Origin of the sequence: Bacillus sp. SN32 (genome assembly GCF_002837495.1) — a bacterium.
In the GTDB taxonomy this organism is placed as follows: Bacteria; Bacillota; Bacilli; order Bacillales; family Bacillaceae; genus Bacillus; species Bacillus subtilis.
On sequence record NZ_PJCT01000003.1, the window covers coordinates 245,248 to 269,206 of the forward strand.

A 23,959-nucleotide genomic window follows, 5' to 3' on the forward strand; every position below is an offset into this window, starting at 1 on the left:
CGGGTCTGAGTTGCAGAATCAAATGGCTGAAATGCAAAAAGCCGCCCATCAAATATGGAGCAGCTTTTTCAATTCCTTCGCATATGTCCGGCTGACCGGTATTTTCGATCCGTCTTTCATGATCAGATTATACGTTGAATTAAACCATGGCTGAATTTCTTTAATATATTCAGTATTCACGACAAAGCTCCGATGGACGCGGATAAAATCAGAATCCGGCAGCTTTTTCTCAATCACAACGAGTGTATCGCTGACCGTATAAGAATGATCGAAGGTTTTTACATTGACATGACCATCTTCTGTTCCGGCATAGATAATGTCCTTCGTATCCACAATCACAATCGATTCCCCCACAGATAGCGCGAGCTTGTGCTGGCCGGCATGGCTGTTTTGCTCTGTTTCTACAATATCCCGATTGACTTTTTTATATTTTTTCAGCGTTTGCTGAATTCTTTCTTCATCGAAAGGCTTGGTTAAATAATCAAGAGCGTCCACCTCAAACGCTTTGAGCGCATACTGGTCATACGCTGTCGCAAACACAACAGCAGGAGGATGCTTCATTTTCTTCAATCGCTTTGCGATATCAAAACCGTTTTCTCCGGATAAATCAACGTCTAAAAACAGCAAATCAGGTTTTTGATCCATCATTTGGTCAAAAGCGGATTCGATATTTTCCGCTTCATTGATTTCCATTTCCTCATTGGTCCGCTTAAGCAAGTAAGCCAGTTCATCCCTTGCCAGCATCTCATCATCAACTATTAACACCCTGAGCATGTTCTTCTCCCTCTTTCATCTGTTGCATTGGCACTTGAAAGGAAACCTCTGTCCCTTTATGAACCTCACTGCTGATATGCAGTGCAGCCTGCTGTCCGAATAAACCGATCAGCCGCTGATTTAGGTTATAAAGCGCTGTACCGGTTCCCTCCTTAGACGGAAACGGTTTCTTCCCCAGTTCCGGCAAGACGTCCGGCGGAATTCCGCGTCCGTTATCCGCCACCTTCATATAGACGGAGGCGTTATCAGATAAGACACAGACTGTAACCTTGCATATGTCTTGTTTTTTCGGAAACGCGTGCCGAAGCGCGTTCTCGACAAGCACCTGCAAAACAAACGGAGGGATTTCAATCTGCTCCAGTCTGCTGTCGATATTAAGCTCAATTTTATATTTCCCGGGAAAACGCGCCTGTTCTAATGACAAATAAGCGTTAAGATGGTTCAGCTCCTTTGAGAGCGGAATCAGCAGCTGTCTCGCTCCTTGAAGGTTTGAACGAAAATAAACACTGAGCTGCAATAGGAGCTTACGGGTTTTTTCAACATCTGTACGGCATAGCGCAGAAATCGTGTTGATCGCATTAAATAAAAAATGCGGATTCACCTGTGCTTGAAGCGCTTTAATTTCAGCATCCTTGAGAAGTTTGCTTTGCAGCTCTGCTTCCCCAAGCTCAAGCTGTGTCGAAAACAGCATGGCCAGCCCCTCGGCAAGTTCCTCTTCTACCTGACTCAGGCCTGCCGGGCTTTTAAAGTACATTTTTAAGGTGCCGATTGTATTGCCGTTCGATGTCAGCGGCAGGACAATTGCAGCGTGCAAAGGGCATTCAGCATGCGTGCATTCAATCTCTTCCTGCGAAATTGCCTTCATAATATGCCCTGTTTTAATCACCTTTTTGGACAGGCCGGTGATCAAGCTTTTCGATGGGATGTGGTGATCCATTCCCGCACCGACATGCGCAAGGATCTTTTCTTTGTCAGTGAGAGACACCGCATCTGTTCCTGTCAGCTTATGGATAATAGCCGCTACACTTTTACAGGAGTTCTCATTTAATCCTTGGCGAAAAAATGGAAGTGTCTGATCAGCAATCGTCAGCACTCGATGCGTTTCGAGAGCCCTTGCCTGTTCTTCCTTGCGAATGATTGCTTGAATAATAGACAGAAAAATAAAACTGCCTGTTCCATTGATGAGTATCATCGGAATTCCGATCATGCTGACAAGCTCCCAAGCGTCACTGAACGGCTTTGCCATCAGCAAAATAATGATCATTTGCAGTGACTCCATGCCGATTCCCACAAGAGCGGCGATGCGCGGTGTCGGCATTCGATATCGCTTCGTAAAATACCTGCCGATCAAGCCTGCAAGAACACCCGCTAAAATAGATGAGACGGCACAGCTTAAGGCCGTGCTGCCACCGAGTGAAAAACGATGCAGGCCCGCAAGTATGCCGATCCCAGCCCCTACAAAAGGACCTCCGAGAAGGCCCCCGATTTCCACGCCTAAAATACGGGTATTCGCGATAGAGCCCGATGGATCTATCGTAAACACCCAGTCATTGTTTACAATCATATTTCTTTGAATTTCGATGCCTGTATAATTGCTGATGATGCTGAAAAGAGAAAAAATAGAAATTAAAATCGCTTTTCCTTTATAGCCGTCCTGATTCTGAAGAGCTTGTCTGAAAAGTTTCGTATGGGCGAGAATGAACCCTAATATAACAATAATCCCCACTCTCTCCAGCATCATAATCATTAAATGAATCATTCATGTCACCTGTTCTTTCCGTTTTCATTCTAGCATGTTTTTGTTTTACGGCTGACTGTTTTTTTAAAATCATCTGAAAACATATTTCACAAGGCTTTTATCTATTGTAAAATAAAACATGAGCCTTTTGGCAGAAAGATTTGAATCTGAAGCAGAGGAGAAGATCATGAAAGCCGTATTTTTTGATTTAGATGATACACTACTTTGGGACGAAAAAAGCGTCAGAACAACATTTGCAGAAACTTGCTTACAGGCGGAGAAAAAATATGGCCTTGCCCCTGAGGAATTCGAAGCAGCTGTTCGCGAAGCGGCGAGAGAATTGTACATGTCATATGAGACGTATCCATATACAGTGATGATCGGCATTAACCCGTTTGAAGGACTGTGGTCCAATTTCTCAGAGCCAATCAGTGAAGGCTTTCAAAAGCTGAACAAGATTGTGCCGGAGTACAGAAGAAATGCATGGACAAACGGACTGAAAGCGCTTGGGATCGATGATCCTGCATATGGCGAATACTTGGGAGAGTTTTTTGCGGCAGAGCGCAGAAAACGCCCTTTTGTATATGATGAAACTTTTGCTGTACTCGATCAATTAAAAGGCAAGTATGAATTATTGCTTTTGACAAATGGAGATCCGAGTCTGCAAAAGGAGAAGCTTGCCGGCGTGCCTGAGCTCGCTCCTTACTTCAATGAAATCGTCATCTCGGGCGCATTCGGCAAGGGCAAGCCGGATGTTTCAATTTTTGAACACTGCCTTAAGCTGATGAATATTGAAAAAGACGATGCCATCATGGTCGGCGATAATTTGAATACTGATATTTTAGGCGCTTCAAGAGCCGGAATCAAAACCGTTTGGATCAACCGGACGGATAAGAAAAACGAAACTGACGTAACGCCTGATTACATCATCAGCAGCCTTCATGATTTGTTTCCTATATTAGAGAAATAAAAAAGCATGATCTCTTCAATGAGATCATGCTTTTTTATTTTATTTTTTCGCCTCAGCTACTGCCTTTTTCACAAACTCATCAAGTGAAATGGTTTCAGAGTTCTGTTCTCCGTATTTACGCACGTTTACCGCTCCGTTTTCTGCTTCTTGGTCACCGACCACCAGCATGTACGGGATTTTTTGCATTTGCGCTTCACGGATTTTGTAGCCGATTTTTTCATCGCGGCTGTCGACTTCAACACGCAGGCCTTCACGCTGCAGGCGTTCCTGCACTTTTTTCGCGTAGTCTAAATGCACAGCCGGAGAAACCGGGATGACTTGGAACTGAACCGGTGCAAGCCATGTCGGCAGCGCGCCTTTGTGTTCTTCGATTAAGAAGGCAACAAAGCGTTCCATTGTTGAAACGACACCTCTGTGAATGACAACCGGACGGTGCTGCTTGCCGTCCTCACCGATGTATGTCAGGTCGAAACGTTCCGGCAATAAGAAATCAAGCTGTACCGTAGACAGTGTTTCTTCTTTTCCGATCGCAGTTTTCACCTGAACATCAAGTTTAGGGCCGTAGAATGCCGCTTCACCTTCTGCTTCGTAATAGTCGTGGCCGATTTCGTCCATTGCCTCTTTCAGCATGGATTGCGCTTTGTTCCACATTTCATCGTCATCAAAATATTTCTCTGTATCTTCCGGATCGCGGTAAGACAGACGGAATGTGTAATCACTTAAACCGAAGTCTTCATAAACATCCTGGATTAAACGGACTGTACGGATAAACTCATCCTTAATTTGATCCGGGCGCACAAAGATGTGTGCATCATTTAACGTCATTCCGCGTACCCGTTGAAGTCCTGACAGCGCACCTGACATTTCATAGCGGTGCATCGTTCCAAGCTCTGCTATACGAATCGGAAGCTCGCGGTAACTGTGAATGTCTTGTTTGTAAATCATCATATGGTGCGGACAGTTCATCGGACGCAATACAAGTGTTTCATTGTCCATTTCCATCGGAGGGAACATGCCTTCCTGATAATGATCCCAGTGTCCTGATGTTTCATACAGCTCTTTGCTACCTAGCACAGGTGTGTATACGTGCTCATAGCCGAGGCTGATTTCTTTATCAACAATGTAGCGCTCGATGACGCGGCGGATTGTCGCGCCTTTTGGCAGCCAAAGCGGCAGGCCTTGTCCGACTTTTTGAGAGTTCGCGAACAGCTTTAATTCTTTGCCGAGCTTTCTGTGATCGCGTTCTTTCGCTTCTTCTAGCATACGAAGATGCTCTTCAAGATCAGCTTTTTTGAAGAAAGCTGTACCATATACGCGCTGAAGCATTTGGTTTTTGCTGTCACCGCGCCAGTATGCGCCAGCAAGGCTTAACAGCTTAAACTCTTTGATTTTTCCGGTTGAAGGAACATGGACGCCGCGGCACAGGTCAAAGAATTCGCCTTGCTCATAGATCGAAACGGTTTCTCCTTCAGGAATCGCATCCAATAGTTCAAGCTTCAGGTCGTCGCCGATTTCCGCAAAACGGGCTTTCGCTTCTTCACGGCTGACTTCTTTTCGAACGATCGGAAGGTTCGCATTAACGATTTTTTTCATTTCTTTCTCGATTTTCGGCAGATCCTCCGGTGTAATCGCTTCGTCTATTTCTACATCGTAGTAAAACCCGTTTTCGATAACCGGACCGACGCCGAATTTAACATCCTTGTAGATGCGTTTAATCGCTTGAGCCAGCAAGTGAGCCGTACTGTGGCGCATAATTTGAAGACCTTCTTCTGAGCCTTCTGTAATGATTTCCACTGTACCGTCTTCATTGATCGGCGTTCTCAAATCGATTTCTTTTCCGTTCAGTTTTCCGGCTAATGACTTTTTCTTTAATCCCGGACTGATGGATGCCGCGATATCTTCTGTTGTTGTTCCTTTCGCAAACTCCTTGACTGCTCCATCAGGAAATGTGATTTTTACCATATCTGACATCTTTGTCACTCCTTTTTTTACATATAAAAACCCCGCCCCCTATGAAAGGGACGAGGTTGAATAAACGGAATCGTGGTTCCACCCTTTTTTCCGCAAAGCCAATACACGGCACCTGCGGCTCTAAGCTCTGTAACGGGAGTTCCCGTCAGCCATTACTGTTCCTTTTCAAGAGGTTCACAGCTGAAGTTCAAAGGCGGTAAAGCGAATGGTCCTTAGCTGGGAAGCTTGCAGCCAGGGCTTCCCTCTCTTTGAGCCGGTATCATTCCTTCGTGTCCTTATCAATACGTGTGTCTTTCTTAATCTCCTATGTATTATAAATTGTTCAATCCAAAAAATCAACACGATCGCGTTTCCTTTTTTAAACCGACAGCCTTATATAGACAGGCTGCCGGCCCTCATCCTTCCGAGTGCTTCACCGGTATTTCTGCATCTGTAAAAGCATGCAGCGGGAGCATTTCCACTCTCTCTTGAAATACGTTTTGAATGGTCCTTGCCATCATGTGCTCGGGCTGGTCGGTATAAAGCACGACTTCATCAGGCGCAATGGAAATCAGCGGCGCGAGCAAATGAGAATCAATATACATAGGATGATCCCGGACAAATCTCCTGTCTATGTATTTCATTTTTTCCCGTTCCGGCACATAGCGCAGCTCCCATAATGTAAAGGAACCATCATGGACAATATGCACTTTTTTGATTCGCGGCTGTTTGGCGTTTACATAGTCTCTGAGTGTTTGAATAAAGTTTTGATATTCCTGTTCCATCTTATATTCATCAATCGCTGCTTCTGTAATATCTCTCAGCTGCTTATAGTATGATCCAAGTCGGAAGGTCTGAAAGGAGCGAATGTAAAATACTCCTTCCTCTAAACAGATCGTTTGGAGTTCATCCAAAATTGATTGTTTCCGTGAAAGCTTCAGCGGCTCAAACGGAAGATCGTCTGCTTCACCTTCAATAATACTGTGTGCGAGCTGAAGGATTTGCTGCTGTTCATCCTGGTCCGTGAAACAATACGTTTCCTCAATCAATGACAGCATATGCTCGTCTTCTTTGCATTCCAAAAAAAATTTGACCAGAATCGGCTCCATAAAATGCTGAATAGGAAAAGCCGGATTCGCTTTTTCAATCCCGATTTTTCGTATGCCTTCACGGACAATGATATTGTTCCGATCGTCCGAATGCTGAATGAGATGTAAAAAAGCGGCTGCATCATGGTCATCTTCAAAGATTATTTCAAGCATGTTTGTCCCCCCTTACGGCATCTGTTACAAGTATATGGGGGATGTTTTTAAAATAGACGTAAAGGTCATTGGCAAATCTTAATTTGATTCCTGGAACAAGTTTTGCATTTTCTTTCTGAAGATAAATGGCAGCGAGATAAACACGATATACAAAGCGAGCACCATAAAGAAAGCGGGCAGATTACCAGCCAAAAAGCTCGCACCCAGCACATTAAGCGCAATGGTCCCAGGGATGATTCCCACAGCCGTTGCCGCAAAATACGGCAGCGCTTTGACATTGGAAAGGCCTGCCGCATAGCTGACGAAATCAAAATTGATCGGCAGGATTCTCAAAAGAAAGATATAGAAAAATCCGTTATCTTCCATTTGCTTCTGTATGGCTTCAAGCCTTTCGTAATGCCCGTTCTTTTTCGCCGCAAACAAACCGGCCGCAAAAAACGAAACAGCTGAAGCGCACATCGAACCGAATAACGTATAAAGCGTGCCGAGAAGCGGGCCAAACGCAAGTCCGCCAGCTATTGAAATAACAGACACCGGAAATAAAACAAGTGGCCTGACGATGGATATCCCGATAAACATCAAAGGTGCAAAGACTCCGAACGACAATACCCATACCCTGATCTCTTTCGGCGATACATTCAAATATATTTTATTTCCCCAAAAGATTAAACCTGCACCTGCCAGCACTGCCAGCCATTTAAAAGCGGTTTTTCGATTCATACCCTCAGTTCCTTCCCCTTTGAACCGCAGCAGTTACGGATGGCGGCGGTTTTCTCCGTCAAGGCGGATCGGAGCAGCCAAATATAATATCCGCTCCATTAATCTTGCCGCTTTTACTTCTTCCTTTTCCCCCCTTTGCGAATACGTAAAATGATGCTTCAGCTCGTCAGGTGAGAAATTAGAAGAAAAGAAAGTAGGCAGCTGCTGGGACATTCTGTGCTGAAGCACCGTTCCGATGACTTCATCCCTTACCCAGCTTGTCATTGATTCTGCTCCGATGTCATCAAGCATCAATACGGGTGTGGTCTTTACCATATTGAGCTTCTCTTCCAATGTCTGGTCTTGCAGCGAATTCTTAAGCTCTCTCACAAATTCAGGCACATAGACAATCATGGAAGAATACTCTTTTTCCGCCAGCTCATTGGCAATCGCAGCGAGCATAAACGTTTTTCCTACCCCGAATTTCCCGTATAAATATAATCCTTTCCCTTTTCCCGTCTCATTATAGCTTTTCAGGAAGTCTGTAACATGCTGGAACATCGCGAGCCTGCTCGGGTCACTAATATCGACTTGCTGGAACGTCGCTCCGAGAAGATCCTGCTGGATATACATGCTTCTCATAAGAGACTTTTGTTTCTTCTGCTGGTCGAGCTTCCGTTTGACTGGACATTCATAATACTCGATATCAATAGACCGCCCATTGACAACAAGCTTCGGATGGTAGCCCTCCAACAAATTGTTGCAGTTTTCATCTTCCGAACAATAGGAGCAATTCTTGCTTTGTTCGATATATTCATAAAGCTTATTTAAGCTCTTTTCGATCATTTTTTGGTCAATCACTTCTTCGTTTTCCTTCAAAAATGCTTGAACATCTTGATCTTTCATGACTTTTTCCTTCATTTGTTCAAGACGTTTTTGGAAATCCGGCCTGCCGGTTACGCCCTGCAGGGAACGGCCGATTGGTTCCATCTATTCCTTCACCCCGCATCTCTGTCTTTAATAGGCAGAGTATTTTTTCAGTTTTTGCATTTCTTCCATCATCTTTTTCTTCTGTTCTTCCAAATCCTGCGGATGCAGCTTCTGCTGTCCGGATTCTGAATCGGACGCTGTTTCCTTTTCTGTCATCCAATCAGGAAGCTTTTCTTCACGAATCACTTTTTGGTTTCGTTTCGAAGACTTTGTTTTTCCCTCAGCCCATTCAAGATACTGGCGGTTTTCTTCTATTGCGAGCTTCATCGCTTCCCTGACCGTTTTCACCTTTTTGCGTGCCCAATGCGAAGCGATTTTTTGGATATAGTTTTTCGACAGCTTCATGTCGGTTTTCAGCATGACATAATAAATTAACACATTTGTGACGCCTGGCTCGAGCTTCTGTTCGAACATAATTTCTTCTATGATCTTCAGATCAGCTTTTGACGGCTCTGTTCCGTCAGCAATGTCCTGCAGAAGCTTCTTCGGGGAAATCGCCTCCAGCAATGCGATCAGCTTCCCATCCAGAGAATCCTCTTCTGCCGGTTTTTCGCCTTCACGCAGATGCACCGGCTGTGTTTTTTCCACCAAATCGGGCAGCTGTCCGTTTCTTTCAATTTGATACCAGTCGCTCGCCGCTTTTCTTAATGCCTCCGTCGTAATGACGTCACGCTCATCAATTGCGCTCATCACAACGTTTTGCATTTGCAAAGGATCAATTCCGTACAGGTAAGAAAGCTTTTTGATTGTGTCCCGCACCTGCTGGGTCATCGCTTTTCTCGGTATCATCGTCTCAGAAAGTCCCGCTAAAAACAAATCAAAATCAAACACATCCTCCGTTATGGTGTAGGACGGAGACTGTCCGACAGAAGTATACTCGGACCCCTCGGCAAGCCTTACCGTTTCCTCCATATCGGATGTGAGCTTCCATTCACTCGGCTGCAGCGATTCAAACGCGTGATTAAACGGCCGCGTAATGTCCTTCGCATCTTCTGAAATGGCCGGGTGCGTAAAAAATTGTTTTAATTGCTGATATTTCGTTTTTCCGACTCTATTATACAGAAAAACATTCAGCATTCCGTCTTCAAAAAATTCATTTGGTCTGAGCGGCGGAAGGAGTTCATATATAAAGAGGCGCTCCTGCCGCTCGGATTCTTTCATATATACTTTCAGCAATCCGATGCCCTCGAGCTTCCCCTGTTCCTGATGGATCGTTTTTAAGTTGGACTGTGTCATCCCCATCAGCTGTCTATGTGTGGACTCTCCGCCCCACAGACGGTTTTGTTCAAGCTCTCCCCACAATGTCATATAAAGAGAGAATGCAACAGGGCCGATTAAGGGCTGGTACAGTTGTGTAATAATTTGTCTGTCAACATCCTGCAGCATCGATCTGCTTTTAACCACATACGGGTCTACAGGCAGTACATCTTTCCAATAGTCAGCCATACATTCTCAAACCTTCCGAATTTGTTTCTACCATTCATTTTACACCGTTTCTTATATCTATCAAATGCCAATTTTGCACATGAGAAAAGAGCTAGAAGAATCCTCTTAGCTCTTTTAACGCTCTTTCTTTATTAAGTCTTTTAATTCGTCGATAAAGACGTTTATATCTTTAAACTGCCGATAGACGGACGCGAACCGCACATATGCGACTTCGTCAATCTTAGCCAGCCGGTCCATGACCATTTCTCCGACGAGCTCACTCTTCACCTCGGAGCAGCCTTGATTGCGAAGCTCTTTTTCAATATCAAAGCACATGTCTTCAAGCGTTTTGAGTGAAACAGGCCTTTTTTCACATGCTTTTATGAGGCCGCGCAGCATTTTTTCTCTGCTGAATTCCTCACGCACACCTTCTTTTTTCACGACGATGAGCGGGGTTTCCTCCACTTTCTCAAAGGTCGTAAACCGGTAGTGGCAGGATTCGCACTCGCGTCTTCGGCGAATCGACTTTCCGTCATCCACAGGCCGTGAATCAAGGACTCGTGTTCCGTTATGCTGGCATGAAGGACATTTCAATAAAATCAGCTCCCAACTATATCGTTCCCTGCAATGTATTTTCGGCAGCCTCCGCCTTTTAAAAATAGATGTGACAGCATCTGTCGGGAGAGCCGTTGTTAAATTTGTTTCTATAGCATTAGGTGGTTTGTGAAAATCTCTTTCTTATTTTACAAAAAAAATGAAAAAAGAAAAAGCTGACACTCTCGTTTCTTTATAAAAATAAAAGGAGCATAAGCTAAAAAGCGCATAATGGCTTTCTAGCTTCAGCTCCCTTTGTGTTCGCAATTTACTTTATAGTACTTTCGCTTGCGCCTGTTTAATTTGCACAGGCCCCATTCCTCTTGGTATTTCAATGTTTTCTCTTGTATCAGCATGTAATGCCTCTGCAATGTAATCAGCAGCGACATTAGGATCTAAGTCTCCACAAGTATAAACATCAATGCTCGCATATCCGTGCTCAGGAAAACTGTGAATCGTTAAGTGTGATTCAGAAATTATCACAACTCCGCTTACGCCTTGCGGTGCAAATTTGTGAAATGCAACCTCGCGCACCTCAGCACCTGATTTTAGAGCAGCATTTACAAACGTTTTTTCAATAAAATCCATGTCATTCAGCTTATCAAAATCGCATCCCCATAGCTCGGAGATAACGTGACGCCCCATTGTTTCCATAGTCATGGACCCCCCTTAACAAGAATTAAAAAGTGAAATTCCAACAACTGGGTCGGCCATTTACCACGGGGGAAAGTTAGTCCGGAGAGGTCCTAACCCTTTAAGTAATTCCGAAACAGTCTCAAGCAAGAAGTTCACGAAAAATAGTATACTGTGTTTAAGTCTAATTTGCAAGGTGCGTTTTTTCAGAAATATGCTGTTAAGGGTTTTTTCTTTAAAATGTGTCCATGACCTTATTTTATACAGCAGACGGATGTTTCATTCGTGCCGCTACATGGCGGATCAGATCAACAACTCTGCAGGAGTAGCCCCATTCGTTGTCATACCACGCCAGCACCTTTACTTTCCTGTCTTCCATTACCATTGTTGTAAGCCCGTCAATGACCGCTGAATGCGGATTCGTATTATAATCAGTCGAAACGAGCGGTTCATCTGAGTAATCAAGTACACCGTACATCGACGTTTTGGCAGCGCGTTTAAATGCCTCGTTTACTTCTTCAGCCGTAACATCCGTTTTCAGATCAACAACGAGATCAACCAATGAGACGTTCGGAACAGGGACACGCAAGGCGAGGCCGTGAAGTTTTCCTTTCAGATGCGGCAGCACAAGCGAAAGCGCCTTTGCCGCTCCTGTTGTTGTCGGAATGATGGATTCACCGCAAGCCCGCGCCCGGCGCAAATCTTTGTGCGGGTTATCAATATTTTTTTGGTCATTCGTATACGCATGAACTGTAGTCATCAGACCGCTCTCAATGCCAAACTCTTCATCCAGTACTTTTACAACAGGCGCAAGGCAATTTGTCGTGCATGACGCATTTGAAATAATGACATGGCGCTCAGCGTCGAATTGGTCCTCATTTACGCCCATCACAATGGTAACGTCTTCATTTTTTCCCGGAGCGGTCAAAATCACTTTTTTTGCACCTGCTTCTATATGGCCCATCGCTTTATCTTTAGCATTAAACTTCCCTGTTGCTTCGACGACTATGTCAATATCATATTCCCGCCAAGGCAGCTGTTTTGGATCACGGCTGTTTAACAAAAGCACTTTCTTTCCATTTACGATCAGGCTGTCTTCACCAGCCACAACCTCTTTGTCGTATCTGCCGTGAATTGTGTCATACTTTATTAAATGAGCCAGCGTTTCTGCGGAATAGCTGGCGTTAATGGCCACTACTTGAATTTGATCGTCTAACATCGCTTTTCTAAAAACCATTCTTCCGATTCTTCCAAACCCGTTGATCGCTACTTTTACCTTCATGTTGGACACCCCTTATCAATTATGCCATCCTAATTTGTTACTATCTAAAATTAGTATAACACATTAAAACAAATTCGCCAGTACATATTGATAAAAATCAACGATTATAACGCTAATTTATGATGCATCTTATGTTTTCTTGCACAGAATATCAGGCGTATAAGAACCAAAAAGCAGCCAGCGCTCCGCACTGACTGCCTCATGCTTTATGATTCCTGTTTTAACTTATCATTGAGCACACTTTCTTCTAGCACAGAAAATGTATCCCCGTACACTCTGTTAATATGATTCGCTCCCCAAGCACACAGCATATCTAAAATCCCTTCTAAGCTGCGGCCGTATTCGCTGAGCTCGTATTCCACTTTGGGAGGAACTTGATTATATACGATTCGGTTAATGACACCGTCCGCTTCCAGCTCGCGCAGCTGCTGAGTCAGCATTTTTTGCGTGATGTTGGGCATTAGGCGTTTTAATTCACTTGTGCGTTTTTTTCCGTGCGTCAGATGGCATAAAATGACGCATTTCCATTTCCCACCGATCACTTCAAGAGTCGCTTCAACAGAAATGTTATATTTTTTCTTCTCCATACAATCCATTCTCCTCACAGGCACCAAAAAGTGACTATAGCACTTCAAAGTACGTACTTTTATTTCTTAACGATATGTTTCATAATCACATTTGCCGGCTGATTTGAATCTGCTCTTTTTTATTTATATAGCTTACTCGGCAGAATTTCAATCATACAACACATCTTACAAAGGAGGAACATCATGACTTCAGCCAATAAAAGCAGTATTCCTGCACTACTGGCTTTGGCCGTAAGTGCATTCGCAATAGGGACAACTGAATTTATCAGTGTCGGCCTTTTGCCGCTCATTGCTGATGACCTGGATATTCCAGTCACGACAGCAGGATTGACCGTTTCCCTTTATGCGCTCGGCGTTACATTTGGGGCACCTATATTAACTTCATTGACCTCAAGCATGTCACGTAAGACACTATTGCTTTGGATCATGTTTATTTTTATTGCCGGTAATACGATGGCAGCAACCGCTTCAAGCATCGGGATTTTACTAGCAGCACGTGTGATATCGGCATTTTCGCACGGTGTGTTTATGTCGATCGGTTCGACAATCGCAGCGGATATTGTCCCGGAGGATAAAAGGGCTAGCGCGATTTCAATTATGTTTACTGGCCTCACTGTGGCAACTGTAACCGGAGTTCCTTTTGGGACATTTATCGGCCAGCAGTTCGGCTGGCGTTTCGCCTTTATGGTCATTATCGCCGTCGGAATCATTGCTTTCATTACAAATGGCATTCTTGTACCGTCCAAATTACGAAAAGGGACGAAAACAACGATGCGGGATCAATTGAAGCTTGTGACAAACAGCCGGTTATTGCTTTTATTTGTCATTACAGCGCTTGGATACGGAGGAACATTCGTTGTGTTCACGTATCTGTCTCCCCTGCTTCAGGAAGTAACAGGCTTCAAAGCCGGGACTGTTGCAGTGATTCTGCTCGGATACGGAATAGCTATTGCTATCGGCAATATGATTGGCGGAAAGCTGTCAAACCGAAATCCAATTGCCGCTTTATTCTATATGTTTATCGTACAGGCAATTGTTCTATTCGTACTGACATTTACAGCCCCGTATCAAGCAGCTGGGCTCATTACCATTCTCTGTATGGGATTGCTGGCCTTTATGAACGTGCCCGGCCTTCAGGTGTATGTCGTCATGCTGGCTGAGCGTTTTGTCCCGAGTGCAGTTGACGTCGCATCCGCGATGAATATCGCTGCCTTTAATGCAGGGATCGCGCTTGGGTCATACCTTGGCGGTGTGATCACCGATTCAATCGGATTGATTCATACCGCTTGGATAGGCGGATTAATGGTGGTCGGTGCAGTCATTTTAACAGGCTGGAGCCGCTTGATGGAAAAACGAGATCGGCAGGAAGCCTGACAATTTTAAAGGAGGAAATGAACATGACAACACATTTACAAGCAAAAGCAACACTTCATAATGGGGTAGAAATGCCTTGGTTCGGCCTCGGCGTGTTCCAAGTGGAAGAAGGATCTGAACTGGTAAACGCAGTTAAAACTGCCATTGTTCACGGGTACCGCAGTATTGATACTGCAGCAATCTATGGAAATGAAGCTGGAGTCGGAGAAGGGATTCGGGAAGGCATTGAAGAAGCAGGCATTTCAAGAGAGGATCTGTTTATCACATCGAAAGTATGGAATGCGGATTTAGGCTACGAAGAAACACTCGCCGCGTTTGAAACAAGTCTGTCCAAACTCGGTCTGGATTATTTGGATCTATACCTCATCCACTGGCCTGTAGAAGGAAAGTATAAAGAAGCTTGGAGAGCGCTTGAAACACTGTATAAAGAAGGCCGTATCAAAGCGATTGGCGTAAGCAACTTCCAAATTCACCATCTTGAAGATCTGATGACGGCAGCTGAAATTAAGCCTATGATTAACCAAGTGGAATTTCACCCGCGCCTCACACAAAAAGAGTTGATAAGATACTGCCAAAATCAGGGCATCCAGATGGAGGCTTGGTCACCTTTAATGCAGGGACAGCTGCTGGATCACCCTGTATTGGCTGACATCGCTCAAACATATAATAAATCTGTCGCACAAATTATTTTGCGCTGGGATCTGCAGCATGGCATCATTACGATTCCTAAATCAACGAAGGAACACCGCATTAAAGAAAATGCAAGCGTATTTGACTTTGAATTAACGCAGGATGACATGAACCGAATCGATGCACTGAATGAAAACTTGCGCGTCGGTCCTGATCCGGACAACTTTGATTTTTAATGGCAAAAAAAACACCGTTCAATATGAACGGTGTTTTTTGTATTATGCCCAGCTGTTCATGATTTCATCAAGCTGCCTTTTGGTCTCTTCAAGCGTGCCGCTGTTATCAATGACTTGATCTGCTCTTGCTGTTTTTTCCTCTAAGGGCATTTGAGAGCGGATACGGCTGACTGCTTCTTCTTCCGTCAGCTGATTGCGCTTCATCAGACGTTCCAGTTGAAGCTCTTTTGTCACACTGACCACAATAATTTTATCAACCAATGATTCCAATTTGCTTTCGAACAATAGCGGGATATCCAATACAACAAATGCCTCCCGATTTGCAACGGCTTCATCACGGCGATTGAGCATTTCCTGCCTGACTGCGGGATGAACAATTGCATTTAGAGCGAGACGCTTTTGTTCATTTGTAAATACCAGCGCTCCAAGCTTTTTTCGATCTATATCGCCATTTGAGAGCAGTATGTCTTCACCGAATTCGTCAATGATTTGCCGGTAGGCCGGCATCCCTTTTTCTACCGCTTGTTTTGCAATGATATCTGCATCTATAACTGTTATTCCTTTTTCAATCAGCATATTGGCTACCGTGCTTTTGCCGCTAGCTATTCCTCCCGTTAAACCAATGACTAAGGTCAAGAGATCCACTCCTTTTTACAATTTCCAGAGCCCAATCGTGATTAATAGAAGCCCCGGCAAAAACGCCATTTTATCGATCCATTTCCACTTAGACAGAAAATGGCCGGCATTGATTCCAATTGATACAAACAGCGAGCTCATGATTGCCACGGCGATGCTCATCACAATCGGCGAAAAACCGAGAATGGCTGCGCCTATACCTGCTCCAAAGGCATCAATCGATAAGGCAAATCCCAATAAGACCGCCTCAATTCCGTTGATCACACCCGATTTGTCGATATCCGCACTCATGGGTTTTCTCAAAATATGAATCACAATCCCTAATGACCGAACCTCTAAATTAAGCAGCGTTTTTTCATGCAATAGGTATTCTTTATCTTTTGCCGGTTTGAAGAATTGGTACAGAACCCACGCACCGATTCCAACCAATATCAAACCGCCAAGCTTCTCCGTCACATATACAGGAAAAAACTTCGTGAGAAAGCTTCCGATCAGCATGGATATAAACATGACAGCACCGGAACAGCAGGCGATAACCAAAATCGCTTTAAACGGTATTTTCATTTTTCTCAATCCGTACGTAAATCCGACTGAAAAACTGTCCAAGCTGACAGCCAACGCCAGCAGCAGTATAGAAACCATTTGCATATCCGTTTCTTCCTTTCTGTTGGTGCTCTTGTATCAGATGTGAAATGCCCGGGATTCATCACAATCATATATATGGGAAAGTGAAAAATCCGTGTTTCGAAAATGGCATCCTCCATTACAGAGTTACTGATATATGCACTGACAGCTTGGACGATGAAGCATTATGCTACTTTTTTTTCTGGCACTTTGCGCAAAAATGCGTGCCTCTTCCTCCAACGACAATTTTCGAAATCATCGTTCCGCAATTTTTGCATGGCTCGTCTTTTTTTCCGTAGACAAAATGCTGCAGCTGGAACATTCCGATTTCCCCTTGGGAGTTGATATATGAACGGACTGTGCTTCCGCCCGCATCAATCGCCTCCTGCAGAGTGTTTTTGATTTCAGAGTGAAGGGTTTTGATTGTTTTATCTGATAATTGATTTGCTTTTGTCTCGGGATGGACACCCGCTCTGAAAAGAGCCTCATCCACATAAATGTTCCCTAGTCCAACTACCGTTTTTTGATCCAGTAGGGCAGTTTTGACAGCGCGGTTTGTTTTCGCAAGCCGTTCTTTTAAATACGCACTCGTAAATTCTTCTGCATCCGGCTCCGGACCTAACTGAGAAAGCGGGAGCTCGCCCGCTTCTTCTCCCGGTTTAAATAAGTGCATGGTTCCAAATTTCCGCACATCCCTGTACCGAAGCTGGGTTCCATCCGTCATCGTGAATATGACATGCACGTGTTTATCGTCAGGCTCCTCGGCTTGATGAAGACCGTATTTTCCTTCCATTCGAAGGTGAGAAACCATAACATAATGATCTAAATGAAACAGTAAAAACTTTCCCCGTCTTCCGATGGACTGTATCGTTTCTCCTGCTAGTTTTCGCGCAAATTCCTCCGGTTCGGCAGGCCGTTTGATGATATTCGGCCATCTGATCTCTACCGATTTGATTGTTTTTCCCTTTACAAGCCCGGTCAGAGTGCGCCGGACCGTCTCAACCTCTGGTAATTCCGGCACATCCATCACTTCCTATCTCTGTTTATTTCGCATCGTACCAAGATGGGCCTGATGCAAAGTCCACCTTTAACGGCACATCTAATGCAAGCGCATGCTCCATCACTTCAGGAACAAGCTTTTCAAGAATTTCAATTTCTTCCTTTGGCGCCTCAAAAATCAATTCATCGTGTACTTGAAGCAGAAGCCTTGCTTTCAACTGTTTTTCTTTCAGCTTGGCAGCCATGTCAATCATGGCTTTTTTGATAATATCAGCGGCGCTTCCTTGAATCGGCGTATTCATGGCCGTCCGCTCTGCAAAACTTCGGATATTAAAGTTCCGGCTCGTCAGCTCAGGGATGTAGCGGCGGCGATGCATAAGCGTTGTTACGTATCCTTTTTGCTTCGCTTCCTGTACTGAATCTTCCATGTACGCTTTTACGCCTTGGAAGCTTTCCAGATAGCGGTCGATAAATGCTCCCGCTTCCTTCCGAGTAATGCCGAGGTTCTGTGACAGACCGTAATCGCTGATCCCGTAAACAATGCCAAAGTTGACCGCTTTCGCCTGGCGTCTCATCGCAGATGTCACTTCATCCTTAGCGACATGGAACACATCCATTGCCGTTTTCGTGTGAATATCCATATCATTTGTAAAAGCTTCGATCAGATTTTCATCCTTTGAAATATGGGCAAGCACCCGCAGCTCGATTTGTGAATAATCGGCTGCAAAAATGAGCCAGTCTTTTTCAGACGGCACAAAAGCTTGGCGAATTTTCCGCCCTTCCTCAAGCCTGATCGGAATGTTTTGCAGGTTCGGATCAGTCGAGCTGAGACGGCCAGTTTGCGTTAAGGCCTGGTTAAATCGCGTGTGCACTTTATGCGAATCCGGTCTCGTCACCTTTAAAAGCCCTTCGATATATGTTGATTGAAGCTTGCCAATTTGTCTGTACTGTAAAATATAGTCGACAATATCATGCTTGTCAGCCAGCTTTTCAAGCACATCGGCAGACGTAGAATAGCCTGTTTTCGTTTTCTTTACGACAGGAAGGCCGATCTTTTCAAATAAGATGACGCCTAGCTGTTTCGGAGAATTGATGTTAAACGGCTCTCCCGCAATCTCATGGATTTTTTCTTCATATTCCTTCAGCTTCGCACCCAGTTCTTCGCCCATCCGTTTTAAACGGTCAACATCGACCTTGACGCCAGTTGATTCCATTTCTCCAAGAATAAGCGCAAGAGGCATTTCCAGCTCTTCAAACAGTTCAAGCTGGTCGTTGTTTTCCAGCTCCTGAACGAGCTTTTCCCGAAGGCTTTGAATCGCTAACGCTTTTCGGCCAAGGTGCTCAGACAGTACGTCTTCTGACGGCACTGCCCGTTTTGCTCCTTTTCCATAAACTGATTCATCACTTGAAACGATATGCAGGCCGTAATCCTTAGCCACACTCGCAACGTCGTCATATGAATTGCCCGGGTTGATGATATAAGCCGCAAGGAGCGTATCAAACTCGGCTCCTTTCAGCTCAATGCCCTGCCAGCGCAAAGCGACAACAGCCCGCTTGCTGTCGAAGACCCATTTCTTCTGCTCGTCATTTTCCACCCATTCTTTAAACACCTCAGACTCAACGGCAATGTCTTTCGGAATGAAATAAGCCCCCATTTCATTTACGATCGAAAATCCGAGAATCGGCTCTTCATGATAATTATCGCCAATCTGTTCAACGACAAATGCGGATGGAGAAACAAATATATCGCTTGTCACGTCTGTGACTGTTTTGACATTAATGTCTTCCAACGATTGATCCTGTTCTGCTTCTGCACTGTCTTCTCCAAGCCGTTCAAGAAGCGTGTTGAAGCCAAGATCTTTAAAGATGGCAATGACCTGTTCACGATTAAAGCCTTGATATTCCAGGGCGGAAACAGATACCTCAATCGGAGCATCCGTCATAATTGTCGCAAGCTCCTTGCTCATCAATGCCTGATCCTTAAACTCCTCAAGCTTTTCCTTCAATTTCTTTCCGCTCACCTCGTCAATGGACTCCAGCAGCTTTTCAACGGAATCAAATTGTTTTAAAAGCTTAATCGCAGTCTTTTCTCCGACGCCGGGCACACCCGGAATATTATCTGAGGAATCGCCCATCAGACCCTTCATGTCAATGATTTGTTCAGGCGTAAGCCCGTATTTCTCTTTGACATGCTCCGGTGTGTAAAATTCAACATCGGTAATTCCCTTTCTCGTAATGGCAACTGTCGTTTTGTCCGTTGCCAGCTGGGTTAAATCCTTATCTCCTGAGAAAACCTTAACTTCAAATCCGTCTTTTTCAGCCGATTTGGCCAGTGTGCCGATAATATCATCCGCTTCATATTGTTCCAGTTCATAGCGGCTGATCTGGTAGGCATCCAGCAGCTCGCGGATAAACGGCATTTGTTCGGAAAGCTCAGGCGGGGTTTTCTGTCTGCCGCCTTTATATTCTTTAAATGTGCCGTGACGAAATGTTGTTTTCCCGGCATCAAACGCAACCAGCATGTGCGTCGGTTTTTCATCCTCAAGCATTTTCATCAAAATCATCGCAAAGCCGTATACAGCATTTGTATGAACACCTTTATCATTGCTTAACAGCGGCAATGCAAAAAACGCCCGGTAAGCCAGACTGTTTCCGTCTACAAGCACTAATTTTTTTCGTTCCGTCATTCAATTTCCTCCTAAGAAGCCTCAGGCTTCCATTCATCTCTTACATAGTCATTAGCTCCTCTTATTTTAACAAAGTTCAATTTGAAAGGAAAATACGTGAACTATAAGAGAAGACACAAAAAAGGACGGGAACACAAATAGGTTCCCGCCGTCAAAATTGGCTCCTTGGATGAAGGGGTTCTACTACATCCTACCAGCATAGGTTTAACAGTGCATGAAGATATTGTTAAACCTTTGTAAACATTAGGCGGACTTTTCAGCGGCCCGTTTCAGCGTCACGGTAAAGACAGTTCCCCGTCCAGGCTCGCTTGTGACATCAATTTTCCCTTCATGAGCCTCTATTAAATGCTTGACAATCGCAAGGCCCAGCCCTGTTCCGCCCGAATTCCTGCTTCTGTCTTTATCTACGCGGTAAAAGCGTTCAAAGATGCGCGGAATTTCTTCTTTCTGAATTCCAATTCCAGAATCGGCAACCTCAATCTGAATGTCTTTTTCTCTGGGCTTTACATTGATAGCCACGGAGCCCCCCTCAGGCGTGTAGGTTAATGCATTGTTTACGAGATTAAGAAATACCTGTTTCAGCCTGTACGGGTCACCAGATACATATTGAGGGTCTTTCGGGACATTCAGTTGCAAGGAGATGCCTTTCTCATCCGCCTTATGCTTCAGAAGCGTTTCAATCTCACCAAGCATTTTGGCCGGCTCAAACGTTTCGATACTGAGCGTGAAATTTTGCTGCTCGATTTTTGAGAGATCGAGCAAATCCTGAACCAAAGACTGAAGCCTTTCGCTTTCCTTAAGAATAATAGAGAGAAATTCAGAAAGCGCCTCTTTGTCCTCCATCGCCCCATCCAATAACGTCTCCGTAAACCCTTTTATGGACGTAATCGGCGTTTTCAGCTCATGAGAAACATTGGCCACAAAATCCTTCCTCATCTGCTCTAATTTCTTTGTTTCCGTCATGTCATGGAAAACGAGCACAATTCCTTTCCATTCATCGTCCGGACCCATAATCGGAACGCCGTCCACTTCAAAATAACGCCGTTCTATTTTGATCGGAAGTCTTAACAGCTTGCATTTCTTTGTCTCCGTCATAAAAATGTCTTCGACAAGCTGGATCACTTCTTCATGTTCAAATGCATCGTGATAAAGACGGCGCAGCATATGATTCGGATTGATATGAAACTGCTTGGCGTAAGACCTGTTTACGAGATTAATAAAGCCTCTTCCGTCGATCATAATCAGCCCGGAACCAATGTTTTCAATGACTGTCAGCAGCCGATCCCGCTGCATTTCCTGCGTTCGCGTCATTTCCATCAGATCAATGGCAAGGCTGTTCATCGCATGTCCTAGCTTATCAGAACGCCTAATATAGCCGCCGTACGTCCGTGCATCGTAGTTGCCCTTAGAGAGTTCTGTGGCTACATTTGTCGCTGACTCAATTGACCTTTTATAACGTGAGGTCATGCTGGAATAAAAATAAACAATGACGATAAATGCGGTACAAAGACTGGCCGTCAGCATCCCCCACAATTCGCCTTTTAAGCCGTCGCTTTTTTCAGAGGCGGAAAGCAGCACATATCCTGTTTTTTCACCTTCGCTTCTAAGTGAAAGTCCGTAATAAAGCTTGTTATCTGTTGTTGACAGAATACCCTCATGTCCAGAAACAAGCGCCTGCACCTTTTGGGAATCAGCCGCTCTCCCGTTTGACCCATACAGCACCTTGCCGTCTGTATCGATAACGGATGCGCTCACATCAAGCGCGCCGCCTGCATCTTTAATGATTTTCTCATTTGCTTGATCATTCAGATTGCCGGCATCAAGAAGCGAAGCCAAGTATTTTGCTTCTTTTTCAATGTGTTCCTCTGCTTTCCTTTGATCAGATGTTTCAAAAAGCTGCTGTAAAAACAGCCCGAGGACACAAAACACCAGAATCATACAGACAACGAATACAGAAAAAAGGCGCACACGGTATTTATTCATTCATTTTTGGCTCCTCCAGTTTATACCCCAATCCCCTAATCGTTTTAATGTAGATCGGTTTTTTGGTATTGTTTTCAATTTTGTCGCGAAGATGGCTGATGTGCACATCAACAATTCTCGTATCTCCGGCAAAATCATAATTCCAGACTGCGCTCAGCAGCAGGTCTCTTGTCAGAACTCTGCCTTTATGTCTGCCTAAATAGAGCAGCAGTTCGAATTCTTTCGGTGTCAGTTCAAGCTGACTTTCTTTAAAGTACGCTTCATAATGATCAGGCAGGATTTTCAGATCGCCAATTACGATCTGGCCTTCCATTTCATCATTCTTCATCTCACTAGAGGGCGCAGCCATTTCCGAACGCCTTAAAATCGCTTTTACTCTCGCATTTACTTCCCTTGGACTGAACGGCTTGGTCATATAATCATCAGCACCGAGCTCAAGCCCTAATACTTTGTCGAATTCCTCATCCTTCGCTGTCAGCATTAAAATGGGAAACATCAGTTTTTGCTGTCTCAGCTGCTTGCATACTTCGATTCCGTCCAATTTTGGAAGCATCACATCAAGCACAATCAAATCAGGCTTCTCTGTTTCCGCTTTTTTGAGTGCTTCTTCCCCATCCGAGGCGGTAATGACATCATAGCCTGACCGTTCCAAATTGTACTGTAAAAGAGTAACAATAGATTCTTCATCATCCACAACTAAAATTTTCTTGTTCATGCTGTGCCTCCAGTATTATAATTCCCCGACATCCTATTTCTCTATTTTATGTCATCTTAACATGTTTCATGATTTTATTTTAGCGAAAGCAGGACATTCCGACAATTCGCCTTTTACATCATTTTTAAAAGAAATATAGATGTTTATGATAACGCTTTCATTTATAGTAAAAAGAGAAAGGCTGTATTAAGCAAGCCTTTCTCTCTTTTTATTAGGATAATACTTTCATGACATTTTTGACAGATTCAACTGATTTATTCAGCTGCGCTCTTTCATAGTCTGTCAGTTCAAGTTCAATGATTTGCTCAAGACCGTTGCCGCCTACAATTGTAGGAACACCAAGGTAGATGCCTTCATAGCCGTATTCCCCTTCAAGATAAGCAATTGTAGGAAGGACGCGGCGCTGATCCTTCAAGATCGCTTCGACCATTTCTGTCAGAGAAGCCGCAGGCGCATAATACGCGCTTCCGTTTCCAAGAAGATTCACGATTTCGCCTCCGCCTTTTCTAGTGCGCTCCACAATTGCGTCAATCCGTTCTTTCGGAATAAGAGTTTCAAGCGGGATACCGCCAGCATAAGAATAACGCACAAGCGGCACCATATCGTCACCGTGTCCGCCGAGTACGAAACCAGTCACATCTTTCACTGACAGGTTTAATTCCTCTGCCACAAATGTTCTGAATCTTGCCGTATCAAGCACACCGGACTGGCCGATTACACGCTCTTTAGGGAAGCCTGATTCTTTGTACACCGCGTATGTCATTGCATCAACAGGATTTGTCAGCACCACAATAATAGAGTCAGGAGAATATTTCACGATTTCCCGCGTAACGCTTCTCATAATCTTTTCGTTTGTAGAGACCAGATCATCTCTGCTCATACCAGGTTTTCTTGCGATACCGGCTGTAATGACAACAATGTCAGAGCCAGCTGTATCCTCGTAATTGGATGTTCCCGTAATTTTTGCGTCAAAGCCTTGAACCGGGCTTGCTTCAAGCATATCAAGCGCTTTTCCCTTTGTCGGGTTCTCCAATTGCGGAATGTCAACAAGAACAACGTCTGCCAGCTCTTTTTGAGCGATTAAAAATGCAGTTGTAGCTCCGGTAAAACCTGCTCCGATAACAGAAACTTTTTTACGAGTATTTCCCATGTCTCTCTTCTCCTTTATGGC

At 44.4% G+C, this 23,959-nt stretch carries 20 protein-coding genes and 1 pseudogene; 3 read left to right on the top strand and 18 right to left on the bottom strand.

What is annotated here, in order from left to right:
* Positions 1-48 precede the first annotated feature (48 nt).
* Together lytT and lytS are read right to left on the bottom strand one after the other, a co-directional pair.
* Entirely contained in the window at positions 49-774 is a 726-nt protein-coding gene (gene lytT, locus CW370_RS14815; protein WP_015251493.1) for a two-component system response regulator LytT, read from the bottom strand.
* Positions 752-2,533 carry a two-component system sensor histidine kinase LytS gene (lytS, locus tag CW370_RS14820; RefSeq protein WP_015251492.1) on the bottom strand — a complete coding sequence of 594 codons (1,782 nt, stop codon included), beginning with the start codon at positions 2,531-2,533 and terminating at the stop codon, positions 752-754. Before lytS ends, lytT begins: the two co-directional genes overlap by 23 nt.
* Before the next feature lie 166 nt (positions 2,534-2,699).
* On the opposite strand from lytS, the gene CW370_RS14825 reads away from it, so the two are divergent.
* A complete protein-coding gene (locus tag CW370_RS14825) occupies positions 2,700-3,482 on the top strand; it encodes an HAD family hydrolase (protein ID WP_015251491.1) in 783 nt (260 codons plus the stop codon).
* A gap of 39 nt (positions 3,483-3,521) precedes the next feature.
* On the opposite strand, the gene thrS is transcribed toward CW370_RS14825, so the two are convergent.
* The 9 genes from thrS to CW370_RS14870 all read right to left on the bottom strand — a co-directional run bounded on the left by thrS (position 3,522) and on the right by CW370_RS14870 (position 12,904).
* Positions 3,522-5,453 (bottom strand): threonine--tRNA ligase, encoded by a 1,932-nt coding sequence (gene thrS, locus CW370_RS14830; RefSeq protein WP_024573512.1) that lies wholly within the window; start codon positions 5,451-5,453, stop codon positions 3,522-3,524.
* Between the two features lie 395 nt (positions 5,454-5,848).
* Positions 5,849-6,694, bottom strand: coding sequence for a putative sporulation protein YtxC (gene ytxC, locus CW370_RS14835; RefSeq protein WP_024573513.1), 846 nt, complete (start codon positions 6,692-6,694; stop codon positions 5,849-5,851).
* A 78-nt stretch (positions 6,695-6,772) separates the two neighbouring features.
* Positions 6,773-7,414, bottom strand: coding sequence for a TVP38/TMEM64 family protein (locus CW370_RS14840; protein ID WP_029946070.1), 642 nt, complete (start codon positions 7,412-7,414; stop codon positions 6,773-6,775).
* A 33-nt stretch (positions 7,415-7,447) separates the two neighbouring features.
* On the bottom strand, positions 7,448-8,383 hold the full coding sequence (gene dnaI / locus CW370_RS14845) for a primosomal protein DnaI (RefSeq protein ID WP_024573514.1): 936 nt from the start codon (positions 8,381-8,383) through the stop codon (positions 7,448-7,450).
* A gap of 27 nt (positions 8,384-8,410) precedes the next feature.
* Positions 8,411-9,829, bottom strand: a complete 1,419-nt coding sequence (dnaB, locus tag CW370_RS14850) for a replication initiation membrane attachment protein DnaB (RefSeq protein ID WP_029946071.1) — start codon at positions 9,827-9,829, stop codon at positions 8,411-8,413.
* A 114-nt stretch (positions 9,830-9,943) separates the two neighbouring features.
* On the bottom strand, positions 9,944-10,402 hold the full coding sequence (gene nrdR, locus CW370_RS14855; RefSeq protein ID WP_003223586.1) for a transcriptional regulator NrdR: 459 nt from the start codon (positions 10,400-10,402) through the stop codon (positions 9,944-9,946).
* A 273-nt stretch (positions 10,403-10,675) separates the two neighbouring features.
* On the bottom strand, positions 10,676-11,056 hold the full coding sequence (gene speD / locus CW370_RS14860) for an adenosylmethionine decarboxylase (protein ID WP_003223584.1): 381 nt from the start codon (positions 11,054-11,056) through the stop codon (positions 10,676-10,678).
* Positions 11,057-11,294: 238 nt separating this feature from the next.
* Positions 11,295-12,317: a glyceraldehyde-3-phosphate dehydrogenase gene (locus tag CW370_RS14865; protein ID WP_003229459.1), complete on the bottom strand. Its 1,023-nt coding sequence runs from the start codon at positions 12,315-12,317 to the stop codon at positions 11,295-11,297.
* A 206-nt stretch (positions 12,318-12,523) separates the two neighbouring features.
* The gene (locus CW370_RS14870; protein ID WP_003229458.1) at positions 12,524-12,904 is read right to left on the bottom strand and encodes a winged helix-turn-helix transcriptional regulator; all 381 of its coding nucleotides are present in this window, start codon (positions 12,902-12,904) and stop codon (positions 12,524-12,526) included.
* 183 nt (positions 12,905-13,087) lie between these two features.
* On the opposite strand from CW370_RS14870, the gene CW370_RS14875 reads away from it, so the two are divergent.
* Positions 13,088-14,278, top strand: a complete 1,191-nt coding sequence (locus tag CW370_RS14875; RefSeq protein ID WP_015483547.1) for an MFS transporter — start codon at positions 13,088-13,090, stop codon at positions 14,276-14,278.
* Between the two features lie 23 nt (positions 14,279-14,301).
* On the top strand, positions 14,302-15,144 hold the full coding sequence (ytbE, locus tag CW370_RS14880; protein WP_003229455.1) for an aldo/keto reductase YtbE: 843 nt from the start codon (positions 14,302-14,304) through the stop codon (positions 15,142-15,144).
* 42 nt (positions 15,145-15,186) lie between these two features.
* Here ytbE and coaE read toward each other — a convergent pair whose 3' ends face one another.
* The 7 genes and pseudogenes from coaE to mdh all read right to left on the bottom strand — a co-directional run bounded on the left by coaE (position 15,187) and on the right by mdh (position 23,938).
* A complete protein-coding gene (coaE, locus tag CW370_RS14885) occupies positions 15,187-15,780 on the bottom strand; it encodes a dephospho-CoA kinase (protein ID WP_004398928.1) in 594 nt (197 codons plus the stop codon).
* Positions 15,781-15,795: 15 nt separating this feature from the next.
* Positions 15,796-16,446: pseudogene (gene ytaF, locus CW370_RS14890) on the bottom strand (sporulation membrane protein YtaF); the annotation flags it as partial.
* 148 nt (positions 16,447-16,594) lie between these two features.
* Complete coding sequence (gene mutM, locus CW370_RS14895) at positions 16,595-17,425, bottom strand: DNA-formamidopyrimidine glycosylase (RefSeq protein ID WP_024572149.1); 831 nt, start codon at positions 17,423-17,425, stop codon at positions 16,595-16,597.
* A gap of 22 nt (positions 17,426-17,447) precedes the next feature.
* Complete coding sequence (gene polA / locus CW370_RS14900; protein ID WP_101169784.1) at positions 17,448-20,090, bottom strand: DNA polymerase I; 2,643 nt, start codon at positions 20,088-20,090, stop codon at positions 17,448-17,450.
* Positions 20,091-20,333: 243 nt separating this feature from the next.
* Complete coding sequence (phoR, locus tag CW370_RS14905) at positions 20,334-22,073, bottom strand: sensory box histidine kinase PhoR (protein WP_046160730.1); 1,740 nt, start codon at positions 22,071-22,073, stop codon at positions 20,334-20,336.
* The gene (gene phoP, locus CW370_RS14910; protein WP_014477634.1) at positions 22,066-22,788 is read right to left on the bottom strand and encodes a two-component system response regulator PhoP; all 723 of its coding nucleotides are present in this window, start codon (positions 22,786-22,788) and stop codon (positions 22,066-22,068) included. The genes phoR and phoP overlap by 8 nt, the downstream gene beginning before the upstream one ends.
* 211 nt (positions 22,789-22,999) lie before the next feature.
* Positions 23,000-23,938: a malate dehydrogenase gene (mdh, locus tag CW370_RS14915; protein WP_003237775.1), complete on the bottom strand. Its 939-nt coding sequence runs from the start codon at positions 23,936-23,938 to the stop codon at positions 23,000-23,002.
* Positions 23,939-23,959: the final 21 nt, after the last annotated feature.